Here is a 16,331-nt window from a genome sequence, read left to right on the forward strand (position 1 = left end):
GCCGGCCGGCAGCCTTCAGGAGCGCTCATGCGTGTGGTTTCCCTCGTGCCGTCGCTGACCGAGGCGGTGGCCGTCAGCGCGCCCGGGATGCTGGTCGGCGCCACGGACTGGTGCACCCATCCCGCGGATCTCGACGTCCCGCGCATCGGCGGCACCAAGAACCCCGACGTCCCCGCGGTGATCGCCCTCCGCCCCGATCTGGTGATCGCCAACGAGGAGGAGAACCGGGAGCCCGACCTTGCCGCCCTGCGCGCCGCGGGGGTCGAGGTCATGGTCACCGAGGTGCGCGACCTGGAGCAGGCCTTCGGCGAACTGAGGCGGGTCCTGGTGGCGGGCTGCGGCCTCGCCCCGCCGGCCTGGCTCGACGAGGCCCGCGAGGCCTGGTCGGCCGTCGGACCACTGGACGAGGCGGGCCCGTTGGGCGCCGTCGTGCCCATCTGGCGGCGGCCCTGGATGGTGCTCGGCCGGGACACCTTCGCCGGCGACCTGCTGGCGAGGCTCGGCGTGCGGCATGCCTACGCCGGGCACACCGAGCGCTACCCCCGCATCCCCCTGGACGAACTGCAGGGCAGCGGGGCCCGGTTGGTGGTGCTCCCCGACGAGCCGTACCGATTCACGGCCGAGGACGGACCCGAGGCGTTCCCCGGCATGGCGGCGGCGCTCGTCAGCGGCCGGCATCTGACCTGGTACGGGCCGTCGTTGGCGGAGGCGCCCGCGGTGCTCAGCGCGGCGCTGCGAGCAGCGCTCCGCTGAGCAGGCCGCGCACCGTGCGCACCCCCGCCACCGCCCAGCCCGTGACCAGCAGCAGGTAGAGGCCGACGGCCGGCCATCCCAGTGCCGGCAGTCCGGTGTGGTGGGCCAGACCCGCCGCGCCGGTCACACAGGTGCCGACGGGGAAGGTGAAGGCCCACCAGCTCATCGAGAACGGCATGCCGTCCCGGGCGGCCCGCACCACCATGGCGCCGGCGAGCACCAGCCACATCAGCGCGAAGCCCAGCACGGGCACGCCGTAGATCACGGCGAACGCGACGAACCCCGCGGCGTACGGCGTCCGGATCGCGCCCGGGGCCACGTCCGCGAGTTTGCCGACCGCCGTCGTCGACTGGCCGAGCGGGCCGAGGACCAGGAAGAGCGTCGGGGTCAGCGCGAGGGGCAGGCGTCCGTGGTGGACCAGCCGGGAGAAGACCACGGGCAGGATCACCAGCGTGGCGATCAGGCTGATGCCGAACATCGCGTAACTGCCGAGCAGCAGCGCCTCGCGTCCCTGGCCGGCCGGCAGATGCGGGACCAGCAGAGCGCCGAGGGACGCGGCGACCATGGGGGAGACGACGGGCAGCAGCCACACCGGTGAGGCCGTGCCCTGCCTCACGCGGTGGCGGACGATCATCAGATACGGGACGGCGACCGCCACGACGAGGCCGATGAGCGTACCGACACCGAAGAGGGCGAACGCGGCCGCGACCGCCGCCGGTTCGCCGATCACGTCCCGGCCGACGGAGACCGTGCCGATGCCGACGGCCAGCAGCGCCATCGACAGACACCCGTAGAAGGGCGCGATCGCCGGGTCGAGCAGATGGGCGCGGGCCTGGTCGTGGTGGTGGAGCCAGTGCGCCCCGCGGGCGAGCAGCACCACGATCAGCATCAGCGCGGACAGCGCCCATATCGCCTCGCAGACGGTCCGCAGGCCCGGGACGTCGTAGGGGAGCGCGACACCCGCGTTGGCCACGATGGCGATGCCCATGACGCTCGCGTACCAGTTGGGGCCGAAGTGGCGCAGCGTCGGCAGCCGTACGGTCGTGAGCGAGGGGGTGGTCGCCTCGGCGACGGTGCGACTGCGGGGGTGTACGGCGGTGACCATGTCTTCACTGTCCTGTCGTGCGGCGCTCCCCACCAGGGATCTTCTCCCTATGGCCCCATAAGCTGGGTTTATGAGCAGGGGACCGAAGGACGAGGACCAGGGCGAGCGCGTACCGCTGGCACACCGCGTGCCGGATCTCGGCGCGCTGGAACTGCTGCTGGCGGTGGCCCGGCACGGCAGTCTCGGCCGCGCTGCGCGCGAGCTCGGTATCACCCAGCCCGCCGCGAGCAGCCGGATCCGCTCCATGGAACGGCAGCTGGGAGTCGCCCTGGTGGACCGCTCGCCGCGCGGCTCCCGGCTCACCGACGCGGGGGCGCTGGTCACCGACTGGGCGCGGCGGGTCGTGGAGGCGGCGGAGGCGTTCGACGTGGGGACGCAGGCGCTGCGGGGGCGGCGCGACTCGCGCCTGCGGGTCGCGGCGTCGATGACCATCGCGGAGTATCTGCTGCCGGGCTGGCTCATCGCGCTGCGCTCGCAGCGGCCCGGGACGGCGGTCTCGCTGCTGGCGGGCAACTCCGCGACGGTGGCGCAGCAACTGCTCGCGGGCGACGCGGACCTCGGTTTCGTGGAGGGACTGTCGGTGCCGGAGGGGCTGGACGGCGCGGTGATCGGCCAGGACCGGCTGCTGGTCGTGGTGGCGCCCGGACACCCCTGGGCGCGGCGCAAGCGCCCTCTGACGGCCGGTGAACTGGCCGCGGAACCCCTGATCCTGCGGGAGCGCGGATCGGGTACGCGCCAGGTGCTCGACTCGGCGCTCACCGGCCACGGGGGCCTGGCGGAACCGCTGCTGGAACTGGCGTCGACGACGGCGGTGAAGGCGGCGGCGGTGAGCGGGGCGGGTCCCGCCGTGCTGAGCGAGCTGGCGGTGACCGAGGAAGTGGCGGCACGGCGGCTGACGGAGGTCCCGGTGGAGGGGGTGAGCATGGACCGGTCGCTGCGGGCGGTCTGGCCGTCCTCCCACCGGCCCACCGGGCCGGCGAGAGAACTGCTGTCGCTGACGCAGGGCTGAGCGGCGGGTCGGGGGGCGGTCCCGGACCGTGGGCAACCGCAGGCCGGTCGGCGGGCGCAGGCCGCAAGCAGCCCGCGCCCCTGGCCGTCAGCCCGCCGAAGCCTCCACCAGCGCCCGCATCACCCGGACGTCCTCACCCATCTCCGGGTGCCACTGCACCCCCAGCACCCACCCGTCCGCGGTCTCGACCGCCTCCACCGTCCCGTCGTCCGCGTGGGCGCTCGCCGTCAGGGCCGGGGCCAGGACGTCGAGCGACTGGTGGTGGTAGGTCGGGACCTTCGTCGCCTCCGGGGTGATGGAGGCGAACCGGGTGCCGGGGACCGGCCTGACCGTGTGGGTGCCGAAGACGCCCACACCGCCCACGTGCCCGTCGAGGTGCTGCACCAGGGTTCCGCCGAGGGCCACGTTCAGCAGTTGCATCCCGCGGCAGATCCCCAGCAGCGGGGTGCCCGTGGCCAGTGCCGCATGGACCAGGGCGAGCTCCCAGGCGTCCCGGTCCCGGGCGGGCGGCCCGGTACGCGGGTCCGCCTGTGCGCCGTAGCGCGCGGGCTCCACGTCCGCACCGCCCGCGATCACCAGGCCGTCCAGCCGGGCCACGACCGCCTCGGCCGAGGCCGGGTCCTCGTGCGGCGGGAGCAGCGCCGCGAGCCCGCCCGCCGCCTGGACCATGCGGGGATACGCCGCGGGCAGCAGTGCCGCGGGCAGCTCCCACACCCCCCACTTCGCGGGGTTGAGGTAGGTGGTGACGCCGATGAGCGGCTTGGACACGGTGGCTCCGTTCGTTCCTGGCAGTTACGTCACGTGCGTCACTTGCGTTCGAGTTCGGCTTCCGCCGCCGCCAGTGCCGCGAACTCCTCCTCCGGTGCCTTCGCGACCAGATGGTGCCGAGAGTAGAACGCGAAGTAGGCGAGTGCGACGGCGTAGACGCCGAGCGCGATGTACGCCGCGTCCTTGTCCACCAGGAACGTCGCCACCAGCGCGGAGAGCGCGAGGACGAAGGCGACCGAGGAGGTGACGATGCCGCCCGGGGTGCGGTACGGGCGCGGAAGCTCCGGCTCGCGGCGCCGCAGCACGATGTGCGACAGGGCCATCAGCGCGTAGCTGATCGTCGCCCCGAAGACCGCGATGTTGAGCATCCGCGCGCCGTTGCCCGTGCCCGCCGCCAGGGCGAATCCGAGCGCGCCGGGGATCAGCAGGCCGAGGTAGGGCGACTTGCGGCGGCTGGTGAGCGAGAGGAAGCGCGGGAGGTAGCCGGCCCGGGAGAGGGCGAAGAGCTGGCGGGAGCCCGCGTAGATCAGCGAGAAGAAGGACGCGACCAGGCCCGCGAGCCCCGCGTAGTTCACGAAGCGGCTCAGCGGCGTCGGGTCGCCGCTGCCCTCCAGGGCGACCACGAGCGGGTTGCCGGCGTCCTTCAGGGCGTCCGATCCGCTCGCGCCCGTCGCGGCGAAGAAGGTGAGCGTGGCGAGCACCGCCAGGACGCCCATGGAGATGGCGAGGGCCTTCGGCATCGAGCGCACCGGGTCCTTCGCCTCCTCCGCGGCGAGCGGCACGCCCTCGACGCCCAGGAAGAACCACATGCCGAAGGGGAAGGCCGCCCAGATGCCCAGCAGGCCGAACGGCAGCCAGGAGTTCGAGGCGAACGCGTTCGTGTCCACGGCGATGTCGTCGAGTCCGCCCGCCGAGAAGTCGGTGAACGCGCCGACCACGAAGATCAGCAGCGCCGCGACCGCGATGGCGGTGACGACCAGGCTGAAGCGCAGCGCTTCGCCGACTCCCCACAGATGGATCCCGATGAAGATCACGAAGCAGGCGAGATAGACCGGCCAGCCCGATTCCAGGCCGAAGAGGTTGAGTGACTCGACATAGTCACCGATGAAGATCGATATCGCCGCGGGCGCGAGGATGTACTCGATCAGGATCGCCGTACCGGTGAGGAAGCCGCCCCAGGTGCCGAGGGCGCGGCGGGCGAATCCGTAGCCGCCGCCTGCCGTGGGCAGGATCGCCGAGAGTTCGGCGAGGGCGAAGACGAGACAGGCGTACATCACGCCCATCAGCAGGGTGGCTATCGCGAGGCCGCCGAAGCCGCCCTTGGCGAGGCCGGTGTTCCAGCCGGCGAAGTCGCCGGAGACGACATAGGCCACGCCGAGTCCGGTGAGCAGCAGCCAGCCGGCGCTGCCCCGGCGCAGGGTGCGCCGCTGGAGATAGGCGTCGTCGGCGGAGGAAGTGGTGCGCGGGGTCGTGCCTTCGGCCATGAGTCGCTCCTGGCAGTCAAAGGTTTGTGCGGACACCTTTGCGGCAGCCATCCGGAATGCGCAACCCCTGTGCGTAAAGGTGAGGTTACGGATCGGCCCGCGGGCGCCCCCGTACAGGCCCGTCGGCCCTCCGATCAGGGCAGAAAACCGCGCAGCAGTGCCGCGGTGCCCTCGCAGTGCTCCCGCATCACCTCGCGTGCCGCGTCGGCGTCGCCGTCCAGCACCGCCTCGACCAGCGCGCTGTGCTGCTGCTGGGAGTGTTCGAGGTTGCGCACGAGCAGCGGAATGCAGTCGAGCAGATCATTGAGGGTCGCCCGCACCGCGGCGTACCGGGCGGCCAGCGTCGGGGACCCGGACAGTTCCGCGAGGGTCAGATGCAGCAGCGTGTCCGCCCGCCGGTACGCGGCCAGCGGAGCGTCGTGCGTGGAGGCCAGGGCGGTACGCAGCCGCTTCGCGTCCTGGTCGGTCAGCCCGTGCGCGGCGCACAGTCCCGCCGCGCCGACCTCCAGCACCTCGCGGAAGCGCAGGGTGTCCTCGACGTCGACGTCCGCCACGCGGCGGCGCAGCTCGTCCTCGCCATGGGCGTCCGGGCGGTGCAGCACGAAGGTGCCGCCGTAGCGGCCGCGCCGGCTCTCCACCAGGCCCTGGTCGGCGAGGACCTTCAGCACCTCGCGCAGCGTGACCCGGCTGATGCCCATCCGCTCGGCGAGCTCACGCTCGGCGGGCAGCCGCTCACCGCCGGGGACCAGTCCGAGGCGCAGCAACTGGAGAATCTGCTCCAGTGCCTCCTCGAAGCCGTTGCCCGCGCGTACGGGGCGCAGCACGGGTGTCAGCCGGTCGGCCGCATCGTTCGTCTTCGCCACGTCGCCGTTTCCTCTTCCCAGGCAATGGTCTTCGGTAATACCTTATGGCTTCCGGCTGACCCAAGGAGGCGTAATCCCGTGGCAGACCGCAAACCCCCGCTCGGGGTCGAGGAGCTTCGTGCCCTCATCGCGAGCGGTGAGATCGACACCGTCGTCCTGGCCTTCCCCGACATGCAGGGGCGGCTCCAGGGCAAGCGGTTCGCCGCACCGTTCTTCCTCGACGAGGTTCTCGAACACGGCACCGAGGGCTGCAACTACCTCCTCGCCGTCGACACCGAGATGAACACCGTCGACGGCTACGAGATGTCCTCGTGGGAGCGCGGTTACGGCGACTTCGCCATGCACCCCGACCTCGCCACCCTGCGCCGTATCCCCTGGAACGAGGGCACCGCCCTCCTCGTCGCCGACCTCGCGTGGAACGACGGCTCGCCCGTCGTCGCCGCACCCCGCCAGGTCCTGCGCCGCCAGCTGGAGCGCCTCGCCGAACACGGGTTCACCGCCCATGCCGGCACGGAACTCGAGTTCATCGTCTTCAAGGACACCTACGAGCAGGCCTGGGACCGCCACTACCGCGACCTCACGCCGGCCAACCAGTACAACATCGACTACTCCGTGCTCGGCACCGGACGGATCGAACCGCTGCTGCGCCGCATCCGCAACGAGATGGCCGCGGCCGGACTGACCGTCGAGTCCGCCAAGGGCGAGTGCAACCCCGGCCAGCACGAGATCGCCTTCAAGTACGACGAAGCCCTGATCACCTGCGACCAGCACTCCGTCTACAAGACCGGCTCCAAGGAGATCGCCTCGCAGGAGGGCGTCTCGCTCACCTTCATGGCCAAGTACAACGAGCGCGAGGGCAACTCCTGCCACATCCACCTCTCGCTCCAGGACGAGAACGGCACCAACGTCATGGCGGGCGACGGACCCGGCGGCATGTCCCAGGTCATGCGCCACTTCCTCGCCGGACAACTGGCCGCCCTGCGCGAGTTCTCCCTGCTGTACGCGCCCAACATCAACTCCTACAAGCGGTTCCAGCCCGGCTCCTTCGCGCCCACCGCCGTCGCCTGGGGCTACGACAACCGCACCTGCGCACTGCGCGTCGTCGGCCACGGCCGCTCCCTGCGCTTCGAGAACCGGCTCCCGGGCGGTGACGTCAATCCCTACCTCGCCGTCGCCGGACTGGTCGCGGCCGGGCTGTACGGCATCGAGCACAAGCTGGAGCTGCCCGAGGAGTGCACCGGCAACGCGTACACCGCCGGATACGAGCAGGTCCCCACCACCCTGCGGGAAGCCGCCGAGCTCTGGGAGAACAGCGCCATCGCCAAGGCAGCCTTCGGCGACGAAGTCGTCGCGCACTACCGCAACATGGCGCGGGTCGAACTCCAGGCGTTCGATGCCGCGGTGACCGACTGGGAGCTCCGCCGCTCCTTCGAACGTCTGTGAGGCACGTTGTGACGCACGCCCACCACGAGGTGGTCAACCCCGCCACGGGCGAGGTGATCGAGACCGTCCCGGCGACGAGCGCCGCCGAGGTCGACGCCGCCGTCGCCCGCGCCGCGAAGGCCCAGGAAGGCTGGGCGGCCGCCGCCCCCGCCGACCGGGCCCGACTGCTGCGCCGGTTCGCCGGCGTCGTGGACGAACACATCGAGGAACTGGCCCGGTTGGAGGTGCGCGAGGCCGGTCACACCATCGGCAACGCCCGCTGGGAGGCCGGCAACGTCCGCGACCTCCTCGACTTCGCCGCCGGGGGAGTGGAACGGCTCAACGGACGCCAGATCCCCGTCGCCGGCGGCCTCGACATCACCATCCTCGAACCCCTCGGCGTCATCGGCGTGATCGCGCCGTGGAACTTCCCCATGCCGATCGCCGCCTGGGGCACCGCCCCCGCACTCGCCGCCGGGAACGCCGTCCTCCTCAAACCGGCCGAGACCACACCGCTGACGGCTCTGCGGCTGGCCGAACTCGCCCTGGAGGCGGGCCTGCCCGAGCATCTCCTCCAGGTGCTGCCGGGTGCGGGCGACGTGACGGGCAACGCGCTCGTCGAGCATCCCGGCGTGGCCAAGATCGTGTTCACCGGCTCCACCCGGGTCGGCAAGAGCATCATGGCCACGAGCGCCCCGCTGGTGAAGCGGGTGACGCTCGAACTCGGCGGCAAGAGCCCCAACATCGTCTTCGCCGACTCCGACCTGGGGGCAGCCGCCGCGGCCACCCCCATGTCCTTCCTCGACAACAGCGGACAGGACTGCTGCGCCCGGACCCGCATCCTGGTGCAGCGCACGGTGTACGACCGGTTCCTCGACCTGCTCGCCCCCGCCATCGAGTCCGTGATCGTGGGCGACCCGGCCGACGAGAAGACCCAGATGGGGCCGCTGATCTCGCAGATCCAGCTGGACCGTGTGCGCTCCTACGTCCCGGACGACCTGCCCGGCATCCGGGGCAGCGCCCCCGACGGCCCCGGCTTCTGGTTCGCGCCCACCGTCCTCACCGACATCGCCCCCGACGCCCCGGCCGCCTGCGAGGAAGTCTTCGGACCGGTGGCCGCCGTCCTGCCCTTCGACGACGAGGCCGACGCGATCCGGCTCGCCAACGCCACCGACTACGGACTCTCCGGCTCGATCTGGACCCGCGACATCGGCCGTGCCCTGCGCGTCTCGCGGGCCGTCGCCGCCGGCAACCTCTCCGTCAACTCCCACAGCAGCGTCCGCTATTCGACCCCGTTCGGCGGCTACAAGCAGTCCGGCCTCGGCCGCGAACTCGGCCCCGACGCCCTGACCGCATTCACCGAGACCAAGAACGTCTTCATCAGCACGGAGGCCTGAGCACTCATGACCGACACCGCACACATCTGCCGCCGGCTGGTGGGCCGTACCGCAGTCATCACCGGCGCCGGCAGCGGCATCGGCCTGGCGACGGCCCGCCGCCTCGCGTCCGAGGGCGCCAACGTCGTCTGCGGCGACATCGACGAGATCGCGGGCAAGGCGGCCGCCGACGAGGTCGGGGGCACCTTCGTCCAGGTCGACGTCACCGACGCCGAGCAGGTCGAGGCGCTGTTCAGGACGGCGTTCGACACCTACGGCTCCGTCGACATCGCCTTCAACAACGCGGGGATCTCCCCGCCCGACGACGATTCGATCCTGAGCACCGGACTGGAGGCGTGGAAGCGCGTCCAGGACGTCAACCTCACCTCCGTGTTCCTGTGCTGCAAGGCCGCCATCCCCTACATGCAGCGCCAGGGCCGGGGCTCCATCATCAACACCGCCTCGTTCGTGGCGATCATGGGAGCGGCGACCTCGCAGATCTCGTACACCGCGTCCAAGGGCGGCGTACTCGCCATGACCCGCGAACTCGGCGTGCAGTTCGCCCGTGAGGGCATCCGGGTCAACGCGCTCTGCCCGGGACCCGTCAACACCCCCCTGCTCCAGGAGCTGTTCGCCAAGGACCCCGAGCGGGCCGCGCGCCGCCTGGTGCACATCCCCGCGGGCCGGTTCGCGGAGGCGGACGAGATCGCCTCCGCGGTGGCGTTCCTCGCCAGCGACGACTCGTCGTTCATCAACGCGACGGACTTCCTGGTGGACGGCGGAATCGCCGGGGCGTACGTCACGCCGGTGTAGACGCACGAACGGGCCGCCCGGGACAGGGGCCAGGGCACGACCCGAACGACAGGCCCTAGGCTGGCCGGATGAGCATGACGACCCCGGCCGGCTGGTACCCGGACCCGAGCGTTCCCGGCACCGAACGCTGGTGGGACGGGACCGCCTGGACCGCGCACACCCGCGCGGTCCAGGCGCAGGCCCCGGCCGCCGGGTTCGGTCCGCCGACGGTGCCGATGGCGCAGACCGGCGGTCCGGGCGGTAAACCGAAGGGCAGGCTCGTGGCGTTCGCCGTCGCCGGTGTGGTCCTCGTGGCCGCCGTCGCGACGGCGGCCGTCCTGCTCGCACCCGGCGACGACGACAGCGGTAAGGACGCGGCGCCGAGTGCCACCGCACCCGTCAGCACCTCCGCGGACCCGCAGGACACACCGTCCCCGACAGCGTCCGCCGACGACGCCGACGTGCTGAGCGACCAGCTCAACGGGATCTCGATACCCATCCCCGAGGGCTGGGAGAAGTCCGACAGCACCCTCGACGAGGGCGCGACCATGCGTACGGAGCTGACGTACGAATGCCCGGCCGGCGGTTCGTCGCTCTGCCGGCACGGCCGGATCTCGTCCATCGCCTCCGGCGGGACCTCCGCCACCACGCCGAAAGCCCTCGCCGAGCAGGACATCGTCACGGCGGCGGACAAGGCGTACGACGAGGACGTCCTCGGCAGCCGGATCTACGGCGGGATCACCTCCCACACCGTCCTCAAGTCCCAGTCCTTCGCCGTCGCCGGGCGCGCGGGCCATCTGGTGCGCTGGCGGGTCGTCACCGGCAAGGGCCCCGGCGGATACGTCCAGTCGCTCGTCTTCCCCTCGACCGTGGGCACCGAGGCCATGGTCATCGTCCGCTTCGCCTTCGACGCCGGCCCCGACGCGCCGAAGCTCGCCGACATGGACAGGATCGCGGCGAGCATCCGGGCGGACGGTGACACGGGGAGCGGAGGCGTCGGCAGCAGTATCGGACCGAGCAACTGACCCTGCCCGTAAGCGGAGTCTGTCCGCGTGCGGCCATCCGACCGGGCGGAGCCGGCGGTCAGAGGAAGGTGCGGCCCTCGCCCCGGTAGGTGGGCGCCGTCCCGGTGATCCGGTCCCCTTCGATCAGCTGAAGCGTGTCGAACCGCTCGCACATCTCACCGGCCTTGGCGTGCCGGAACCACACCTTGTCGCCGATCAGCAGATCGTCCGCGGGGGAGCCGAGCAGCGGGGTCTGCACCTCGCCGGCCGCCTCCTGCGGGTCGTAGCGCAGCCCTTCGGGCAGATAGGGGACCGGCAGCCGGTCCGCCCCGGCGGCTCCGGACGCGGGATAGCCGCCGCCGAGCACCGTCACCACGCCCACTCCGGGCCGGCGCACCACGGGCTGGGCGAAGAGCGCGGCCGGACGGCCGGAGAAGGAGGTGTAGTTGTCGAACAGCCGCGGGAGGTACAGCCCCGAGCCCGCCGCGATCTCGGTGACGGCGTCCTCGGCCGCGGTGTGCTGCACACTGCCGGTACCGCCGCCGTTGACGAACTCCAGGTCCGGCGCCACCGCACGGACCGCCCGCACCACGGCCGCCCGCCGGGCCGCCAGTTCCCTGCGGGCCGTCGCCTGCATGAGCCTGATCGCGCGGGAGCGCATCGGACGGCCGCCGATCGCGTCACCGACACCGGCGATGTGCCCCTCGTACGCCATCAGTCCCACCAGCCGGAAACCCGGACGGCGGGCGATCGAGCGGGCCAGCTCGGCCAGTTGGGCCGGCTCCCGCAGGGGCGAACGGCGGGCACCCACACGGATCCGGCCCCCGAGCAGATGCAGCGCGGTGTCCAGTTCCAGACAGACCCGGATCTCTTCCCTGCCCCCGGCGCGGGAGGCCTCGATCAGGTCGAGCTGCGCCGCGTCGTCGATCATCACGGTCACGGCGGCGGCGAGCTTCGGGTCGGCCGCGAGCTCGGCGTAGCCCGCGCGGTCCGCCGACGGATAGGCCAGCAGGACATCGTCGAAGCCGGCCCTGGCCAGCCACAGCGACTCGTCCAGCGTGAAGGACATGATCCCGGCGAAGCCGTCCCTCGCCAGCACCCGCTCCAGCAGCACCCGGCAGCGCACGGACTTGCTCGCGACACGGATGGGCTTGCCCCCGGCTCTGCGCACCAGATCCCCGGCGTTGGCGTCGAAGGCGTCGAGATCGACGACGGCCAGCGGAGCGTCGAGATGGGCGGTGGCCCTGTCGTAGCGGGCCCGGTCAGCGGCGCGGGGAGTCATGGCCCGAGCTTGCCAGAACGGATTACCCCGGGGTAGGGGGACGTTTTGGGCAGATCCCCACGGAGGCGGGGTCTCGGTGCCGTGGGGGGTGCCTCAACCCGTAGAGTGACGCACACGCGGTGACGAACGGGCCTGCCCCGAGAGGCGATCCGTTGGTGTACGTGGACATGGACCTGGGGGGCCGTATGAGTACGGAGGCGCAACGCCCTCCCGGCCCCGAGGACCCGGACCGCCGTCCGGCGTCCCGCCACCAGGACGCCCCGCATTCCGCACGAGCCCCCCAGGCACAGCGCCCGCAGCGCCCGTCCGGCCTGCGCAATCTGCTGCCCCCGGAGCACACCCCCGGCACGCCGGCGCAGGGTGATCGCGTTCCGCCCGAGCCGCAGACCGCGCCCGCAACGCCCGCCCGGGCGCCGGAACCGCGTCGCCCCGAGGGTGCCCCGCCCGCCCCTCGCCCGTCGCGGGACGGCGATCCGCGCCAGGCCTCCGTGCCGCCGCACGGCGACGCGCAGCCCGGTACGTCCACGGCGGCCCGTCGCCCCGCCTCCGGTGACCGGCATGCGGTGCCGCCGATGCCCGACGGCCGTCCCGGCGCCCCGCACCGCCCCGAGAAAGCTCCGCACACGGCTCCGCGTGAGCCGCGTCCCGCACGCCCGCATGCCGAACACCCCGGTTCCGACGGCGACCGCCGTGCCGTTCCGCCGCAGGCAGCGGGGCCGACCGCGTCGTCCGCCGGCTCCCCGGAGGCACGTCGCCCCGAGGCTCCCCCGCACGCGCCGCGGCCGGCAGAACGGCAGCCGGCCCGTCCCGACAGCGAGCCGCGCCCCGCGACGGCCGACCGGCGGGTCGCCCCGACCGGCCCGGACGGCGTGCCCGCCTCCGCGCCTCGTGGTCCCGAGACCGCCGCCCGTGCGAACGCCGGGCAGACCGCGGCCCGTCGCCCGGGTTCGCCCCCCACGGCCACCGACCGCCACTCCGTACCGCCCCGGCCCGACGCGCAGCCCGGGCGGCCCCCGGCGGCACGACGGTCCGAGCCCTCGCACAGCCCGCGCCCCGCGTCGGGCGACCGCCACCCCGTGATGCCCCGGGCCGATGTGCCGTCCAGCCGCCCGGGTGCGGATGCCGCGCCGGACACGGCCCAGCGCGGGCGGATCGGCCCGTGGCCCCAGGAGCCTCAGCGCGAGAGCGCGGCGCCGTTCGCCGCCCGGATCATGGAGCCCCCGGCCGCTCCGCCACGGCCCGACACACCGCCCGTCGAGACCACCACCCGGCTGCGGCCCATCACCGCGCCCCGAACCGCGCCCGTGGGCGGTCCGCCGCCCGAGGCGCCGCCCCGGCCCGCCGCCCCACCGCGGCGGAGGCCGGTCGGAGCCGTCGATCTCACCCCGCGTCCGGGCGCGACGCCGTCGGCGTACTCCTGGGTTCCGCCGGAGACGCCGAACGAGATGACCACGCGGCTGCGTCCCGTACCCGCCCGCCGTCCGCTGCGCGCGATCGGCGCCATCGGCTGTGTCGTCCTCGGGCTCGGACTCATCGGCGGTGCCGCCACCGGCAGCTGGCTCACGGGGGACTCGAGTGCCGATCCCGCGAGGGACACCGCGTACGCGGATGCCCGCACGCTCTGGCACAGCGCGCCCGTGGACACGCTCTTCCCCCGGACCCTCAGCGGCGACGGCGCGGGCCCCGGCGGCGCCGACCGGGTGTGGACACGGATAGCGGTCGCACCCGACAGCAGCTGCGCGTCGGCGCTCGACCCCCTGCTCGTCACGACGCTGCGGCAGGTCGGCTGCGCCCGCGTCCTGCGTGCGACGTACACCGACGCGACGGCCAGCAACGTCACCACCGTCGGGCTGGTCTTCACCGACGGCGACCCGGAGTCCGTCGCCGCGCTGAAGTCCCGCTTCGCGAAGGAGAAGCTCTCCGAGCGGCGCGATCTCATGCCCCGGGCCTTCCCGGCGAAGGGCACCGTCGCCGCCGGGTTCGGCGACCCGCAGCGTGCCAGCTGGACCGTTGACGTCCTCACCGAGGCGCCCGTGATCGTCTACGCCGTCTCCGGATTCGCCGACGGCCGCACCGTCGGCGACCCGCAGCCGGCCGCCGCCGCCAAGGCGAACGGGGCGACCTCCGCGCCCGCCCAGGCCGGTCTCGGGCACGAGGCCACCGGCCTCGCGGAGGGCATCGGCGGCGCCCTGCGCCGGACCCTCAGCACGGCCACGGAGGCGCCGCAGTGACCAGAACCCGCCGCGGCCACCGCATCGCCGCCCTCTGCGCGGCCGTCGCCTTCACGCTCCTGCCGGCCGCGCCCGCGCACGCCGACGGCATCCGGACCCAGCAGTGGGGTCTGGAGGCCATGAACACCGACGAGGCCTGGCGCACCACCAAGGGCGACGGCATCACGGTCGCCGTGCTCGACACCGGCGTCGACGACGAACACCCCGACCTCGCGGGCTCCGTGCTGCCGGGCAAGGACTTCATCGGCTTCGGCGCGGGCCGCGGCGACCGCGCCTGGGCACGCCACGGGACGGCGATGGCCGGCATCGTCGCGGCCCACGGCCACGGTCCGGGCCAGGAGGACGGGGTCATGGGCATCGCGCCCGAGGCGAAGATCCTTCCCGTACGCGTCATCCTCGAAGGTACCGACGCCGCCCGCGAGAAGGCCCGCAAGTCCCGCGGCACCGCGCTCGCCCAGGGCATCCGCTGGGCCGCCGACCAGGGCGCCGATGTGATCAACATGTCGCTCGGCGACGACAGTGAGTCGGCGCACGCGGAGGCGGGCGAGGACGCCGCCGTCCAGTACGCCCTGGCCAAGGGCTCCGTGATCGTCGCGTCGGCCGGGAACGGCGGCGAGAAGGGCGACCACATCTCGTACCCCGCCGCCTACCCCGGCGTGATCGCCGTGACCGCCGTCGACCGCTTCGGCACCCACGCCGCCTTCTCCACCCGCCGCTGGTACGCCACCGTCAGCGCGCCCGGCGTCGACATCGTCATCCCGGATCCGGACCGGAAGTACTACCAGGGCTGGGGCACCAGCGCGGCCGCCGCGTTCGTCTCGGGCGCCGTCGCCCTCGTACGGTCGGCGCACCCCGGCCTGACGCCCGCCCAGATCAAGAAGCTGCTGGCCGACACCGCGCGCAACGGCCCCAAGGGCGGCCGCGACGACGCCCGGGGCCACGGCATGGTCGACCCGGCGGCCGCGATCAAGGCGGCGGCGAAGCTGCGTCCCGCGGATCCGAAGGCGGCGAAGGCGGGCTACGACAAGCAGTACTTCGGGGGCGGCCCCGACCCCGCGAAGGACAGCGCGGAACCGGCAGGCTGGCTCGCGCCGGTGGCGGGCGGCGTCGGGGCGCTGGTGCTCGCGGGTGCCGTCGTCCTGTGGCGCGGCGGCCGCACCACCCGTAGCTGACGCCCCCGGACCCGGCTGCCTCGCGCGCACCCGCACGGTTCCGGCGCCACCCCCACTGGTCCGGCACCCACCCGCACGGTTCCGGCACCCAGCCGCCACCCTCACCTCACGACAGCGCGCCGACCGCCGCCCGCGCTGCCGCCTCCACCACCGCGATGCCGGCCTCCTTGGTCGCGTGCCCCGCGGAGAGGACCGCGATCAGCAGGACCCGGCCACCAACCGACACCCGTCCGATGCTGTTGACGTCCCAGAGCCCGGTCGCGGTCCGCGGCATCCAGCCGTTCTTCAGCGCCCAGCCGGTGCCCGCCGCCGACACCCCCCAGTCCTGGTCCGCCGCGATGTCCGCCATCAGCGCCCGCACCAAGGAGCGCGAGTCCTCGTTCAGCACCGAGTCCGTGCCGAACACGGCCCGCAGCAGCGCCAGTTGGTCCCGGGCCGTGGTCCGCGTCAGCCCCCAGGCGGCTTCGGCGGCCGTCTCGGTCAGGCCGAGCCGCGCATGGGCCGCGTCGAGCCCTGCCGCCCCTCCCACCGCCGTGAAGAGCGCCGTCGCGGCGTCGTTGTCGCTGAGCCGGATCATGGCGGCCGCCCGGGTCCGCTCCTCGGCGGTCGGCGTCCGTCCGTCGTCCTGGGCCCGGAGCAGCAGAGCCGCCAGGATGCCGACCTTGACGATGCTGGCGGTGTCGTACGCCTCGCGCCCGTGGACCGCCGTGTCCCCGCTCGCGGTGTCCAGCACCGCGACCGACAGCGAGGCGCCGGACCGTAGGGCGACCGGTTCCAGCGCCCTGGCGAGCGAAGCATCGAGATCCACCGCAGCCTCCGCCGTCCGCACCGCCCCCTGCGGGGACGCAGCGGGCGAGGGCGACGATACGGCGGCGGACGGCACCGCGTCCGGTGTGCGCCCGAGGGAGTAGGCGCCCGCGGCGACGCAGCCGCCCATCACGGCCGCCACCGTCACCGCAGCGAGGACGACCGGTCGGCGGGTGCGCGCGGCATGGCGGGGAGACATGGGCCGGAAGCTATGGACCGCACCTGGCAGACAGCTGTGTCCCGCCTACGGGTCCGGTGAGAAA

General features: G+C 73.3%; 14 protein-coding genes. 8 read left to right on the forward strand and 6 right to left on the reverse strand.

The genetic code is table 11. The features are described from left to right. The first annotated feature begins 27 nt into the window (after window positions 1–27). Window positions 28–753 (forward strand): helical backbone metal receptor, encoded by a 726-nt coding sequence (locus RPQ07_RS30015; RefSeq protein WP_313947343.1) that lies wholly within the window; start codon window positions 28–30, stop codon window positions 751–753. Here the strand turns inward: RPQ07_RS30015 and RPQ07_RS30020 are convergent. Continuing rightward, window positions 722–1,858, reverse strand: coding sequence for a TDT family transporter (locus tag RPQ07_RS30020; RefSeq protein WP_313947344.1), 1,137 nt, complete (start codon window positions 1,856–1,858; stop codon window positions 722–724). The two genes, RPQ07_RS30015 and RPQ07_RS30020, sit on opposite strands and share 32 nt — an antisense overlap. A gap of 70 nt (window positions 1,859–1,928) precedes the next feature. Between RPQ07_RS30020 and RPQ07_RS30025 the strand changes: the two genes are divergently transcribed. After that, window positions 1,929–2,867 (forward strand): LysR family transcriptional regulator, encoded by a 939-nt coding sequence (locus RPQ07_RS30025; protein ID WP_313947345.1) that lies wholly within the window; start codon window positions 1,929–1,931, stop codon window positions 2,865–2,867. Window positions 2,868–2,954: 87 nt separating this feature from the next. On the opposite strand, the gene RPQ07_RS30030 is transcribed toward RPQ07_RS30025, so the two are convergent. The 3 genes from RPQ07_RS30030 to RPQ07_RS30040 all read right to left on the reverse strand — a co-directional run bounded on the left by RPQ07_RS30030 (window position 2,955) and on the right by RPQ07_RS30040 (window position 5,982). Further along, window positions 2,955–3,635 (reverse strand): gamma-glutamyl-gamma-aminobutyrate hydrolase family protein, encoded by a 681-nt coding sequence (locus tag RPQ07_RS30030; RefSeq protein WP_313947346.1) that lies wholly within the window; start codon window positions 3,633–3,635, stop codon window positions 2,955–2,957. 38 nt (window positions 3,636–3,673) lie between these two features. Then, window positions 3,674–5,119: an ethanolamine permease gene (gene eat / locus RPQ07_RS30035; RefSeq protein ID WP_313947347.1), complete on the reverse strand. Its 1,446-nt coding sequence runs from the start codon at window positions 5,117–5,119 to the stop codon at window positions 3,674–3,676. A 134-nt stretch (window positions 5,120–5,253) separates the two neighbouring features. Further along, a complete protein-coding gene (locus tag RPQ07_RS30040) occupies window positions 5,254–5,982 on the reverse strand; it encodes a FadR/GntR family transcriptional regulator (RefSeq protein WP_313947348.1) in 729 nt (242 codons plus the stop codon). A 78-nt stretch (window positions 5,983–6,060) separates the two neighbouring features. On the opposite strand from RPQ07_RS30040, the gene RPQ07_RS30045 reads away from it, so the two are divergent. From RPQ07_RS30045 to RPQ07_RS30060, 4 genes are all read left to right on the forward strand, one after another. Then, window positions 6,061–7,425 (forward strand): glutamine synthetase family protein, encoded by a 1,365-nt coding sequence (locus tag RPQ07_RS30045; RefSeq protein ID WP_313947349.1) that lies wholly within the window; start codon window positions 6,061–6,063, stop codon window positions 7,423–7,425. Between the two features lie 8 nt (window positions 7,426–7,433). After that, window positions 7,434–8,801: an aldehyde dehydrogenase family protein gene (locus RPQ07_RS30050; protein ID WP_313947350.1), complete on the forward strand. Its 1,368-nt coding sequence runs from the start codon at window positions 7,434–7,436 to the stop codon at window positions 8,799–8,801. A gap of 6 nt (window positions 8,802–8,807) precedes the next feature. Beyond that, window positions 8,808–9,593, forward strand: a complete 786-nt coding sequence (locus RPQ07_RS30055) for a 3-oxoacyl-ACP reductase (RefSeq protein ID WP_313947351.1) — start codon at window positions 8,808–8,810, stop codon at window positions 9,591–9,593. A 68-nt stretch (window positions 9,594–9,661) separates the two neighbouring features. Next, a complete protein-coding gene (locus RPQ07_RS30060; RefSeq protein WP_313947352.1) occupies window positions 9,662–10,597 on the forward strand; it encodes a DUF2510 domain-containing protein in 936 nt (311 codons plus the stop codon). A 58-nt stretch (window positions 10,598–10,655) separates the two neighbouring features. On the opposite strand, the gene RPQ07_RS30065 is transcribed toward RPQ07_RS30060, so the two are convergent. Next, a complete protein-coding gene (locus RPQ07_RS30065; RefSeq protein WP_313947353.1) occupies window positions 10,656–11,858 on the reverse strand; it encodes an amino acid deaminase/aldolase in 1,203 nt (400 codons plus the stop codon). 1,445 nt (window positions 11,859–13,303) lie between these two features. Here RPQ07_RS30065 and RPQ07_RS30070 point away from each other — a divergent pair. After that, the gene (locus tag RPQ07_RS30070) at window positions 13,304–14,089 is read left to right on the forward strand and encodes a hypothetical protein (RefSeq protein WP_313949081.1); all 786 of its coding nucleotides are present in this window, start codon (window positions 13,304–13,306) and stop codon (window positions 14,087–14,089) included. Next, window positions 14,086–15,261, forward strand: coding sequence for a type VII secretion-associated serine protease mycosin (gene mycP, locus RPQ07_RS30075; protein ID WP_313947354.1), 1,176 nt, complete (start codon window positions 14,086–14,088; stop codon window positions 15,259–15,261). Before RPQ07_RS30070 ends, mycP begins: the two co-directional genes overlap by 4 nt. Window positions 15,262–15,367: 106 nt before the next feature. Here mycP and RPQ07_RS30080 read toward each other — a convergent pair whose 3' ends face one another. Further along, a complete protein-coding gene (locus RPQ07_RS30080) occupies window positions 15,368–16,267 on the reverse strand; it encodes a serine hydrolase (RefSeq protein WP_313947355.1) in 900 nt (299 codons plus the stop codon). Window positions 16,268–16,331 lie beyond the last annotated feature (64 nt).

The sequence above is a fragment of the Streptomyces sp. AM8-1-1 genome (assembly GCF_032229325.1).
GTDB classification, from domain to species: domain Bacteria; phylum Actinomycetota; class Actinomycetes; order Streptomycetales; family Streptomycetaceae; genus Streptomyces; species Streptomyces achmelvichensis.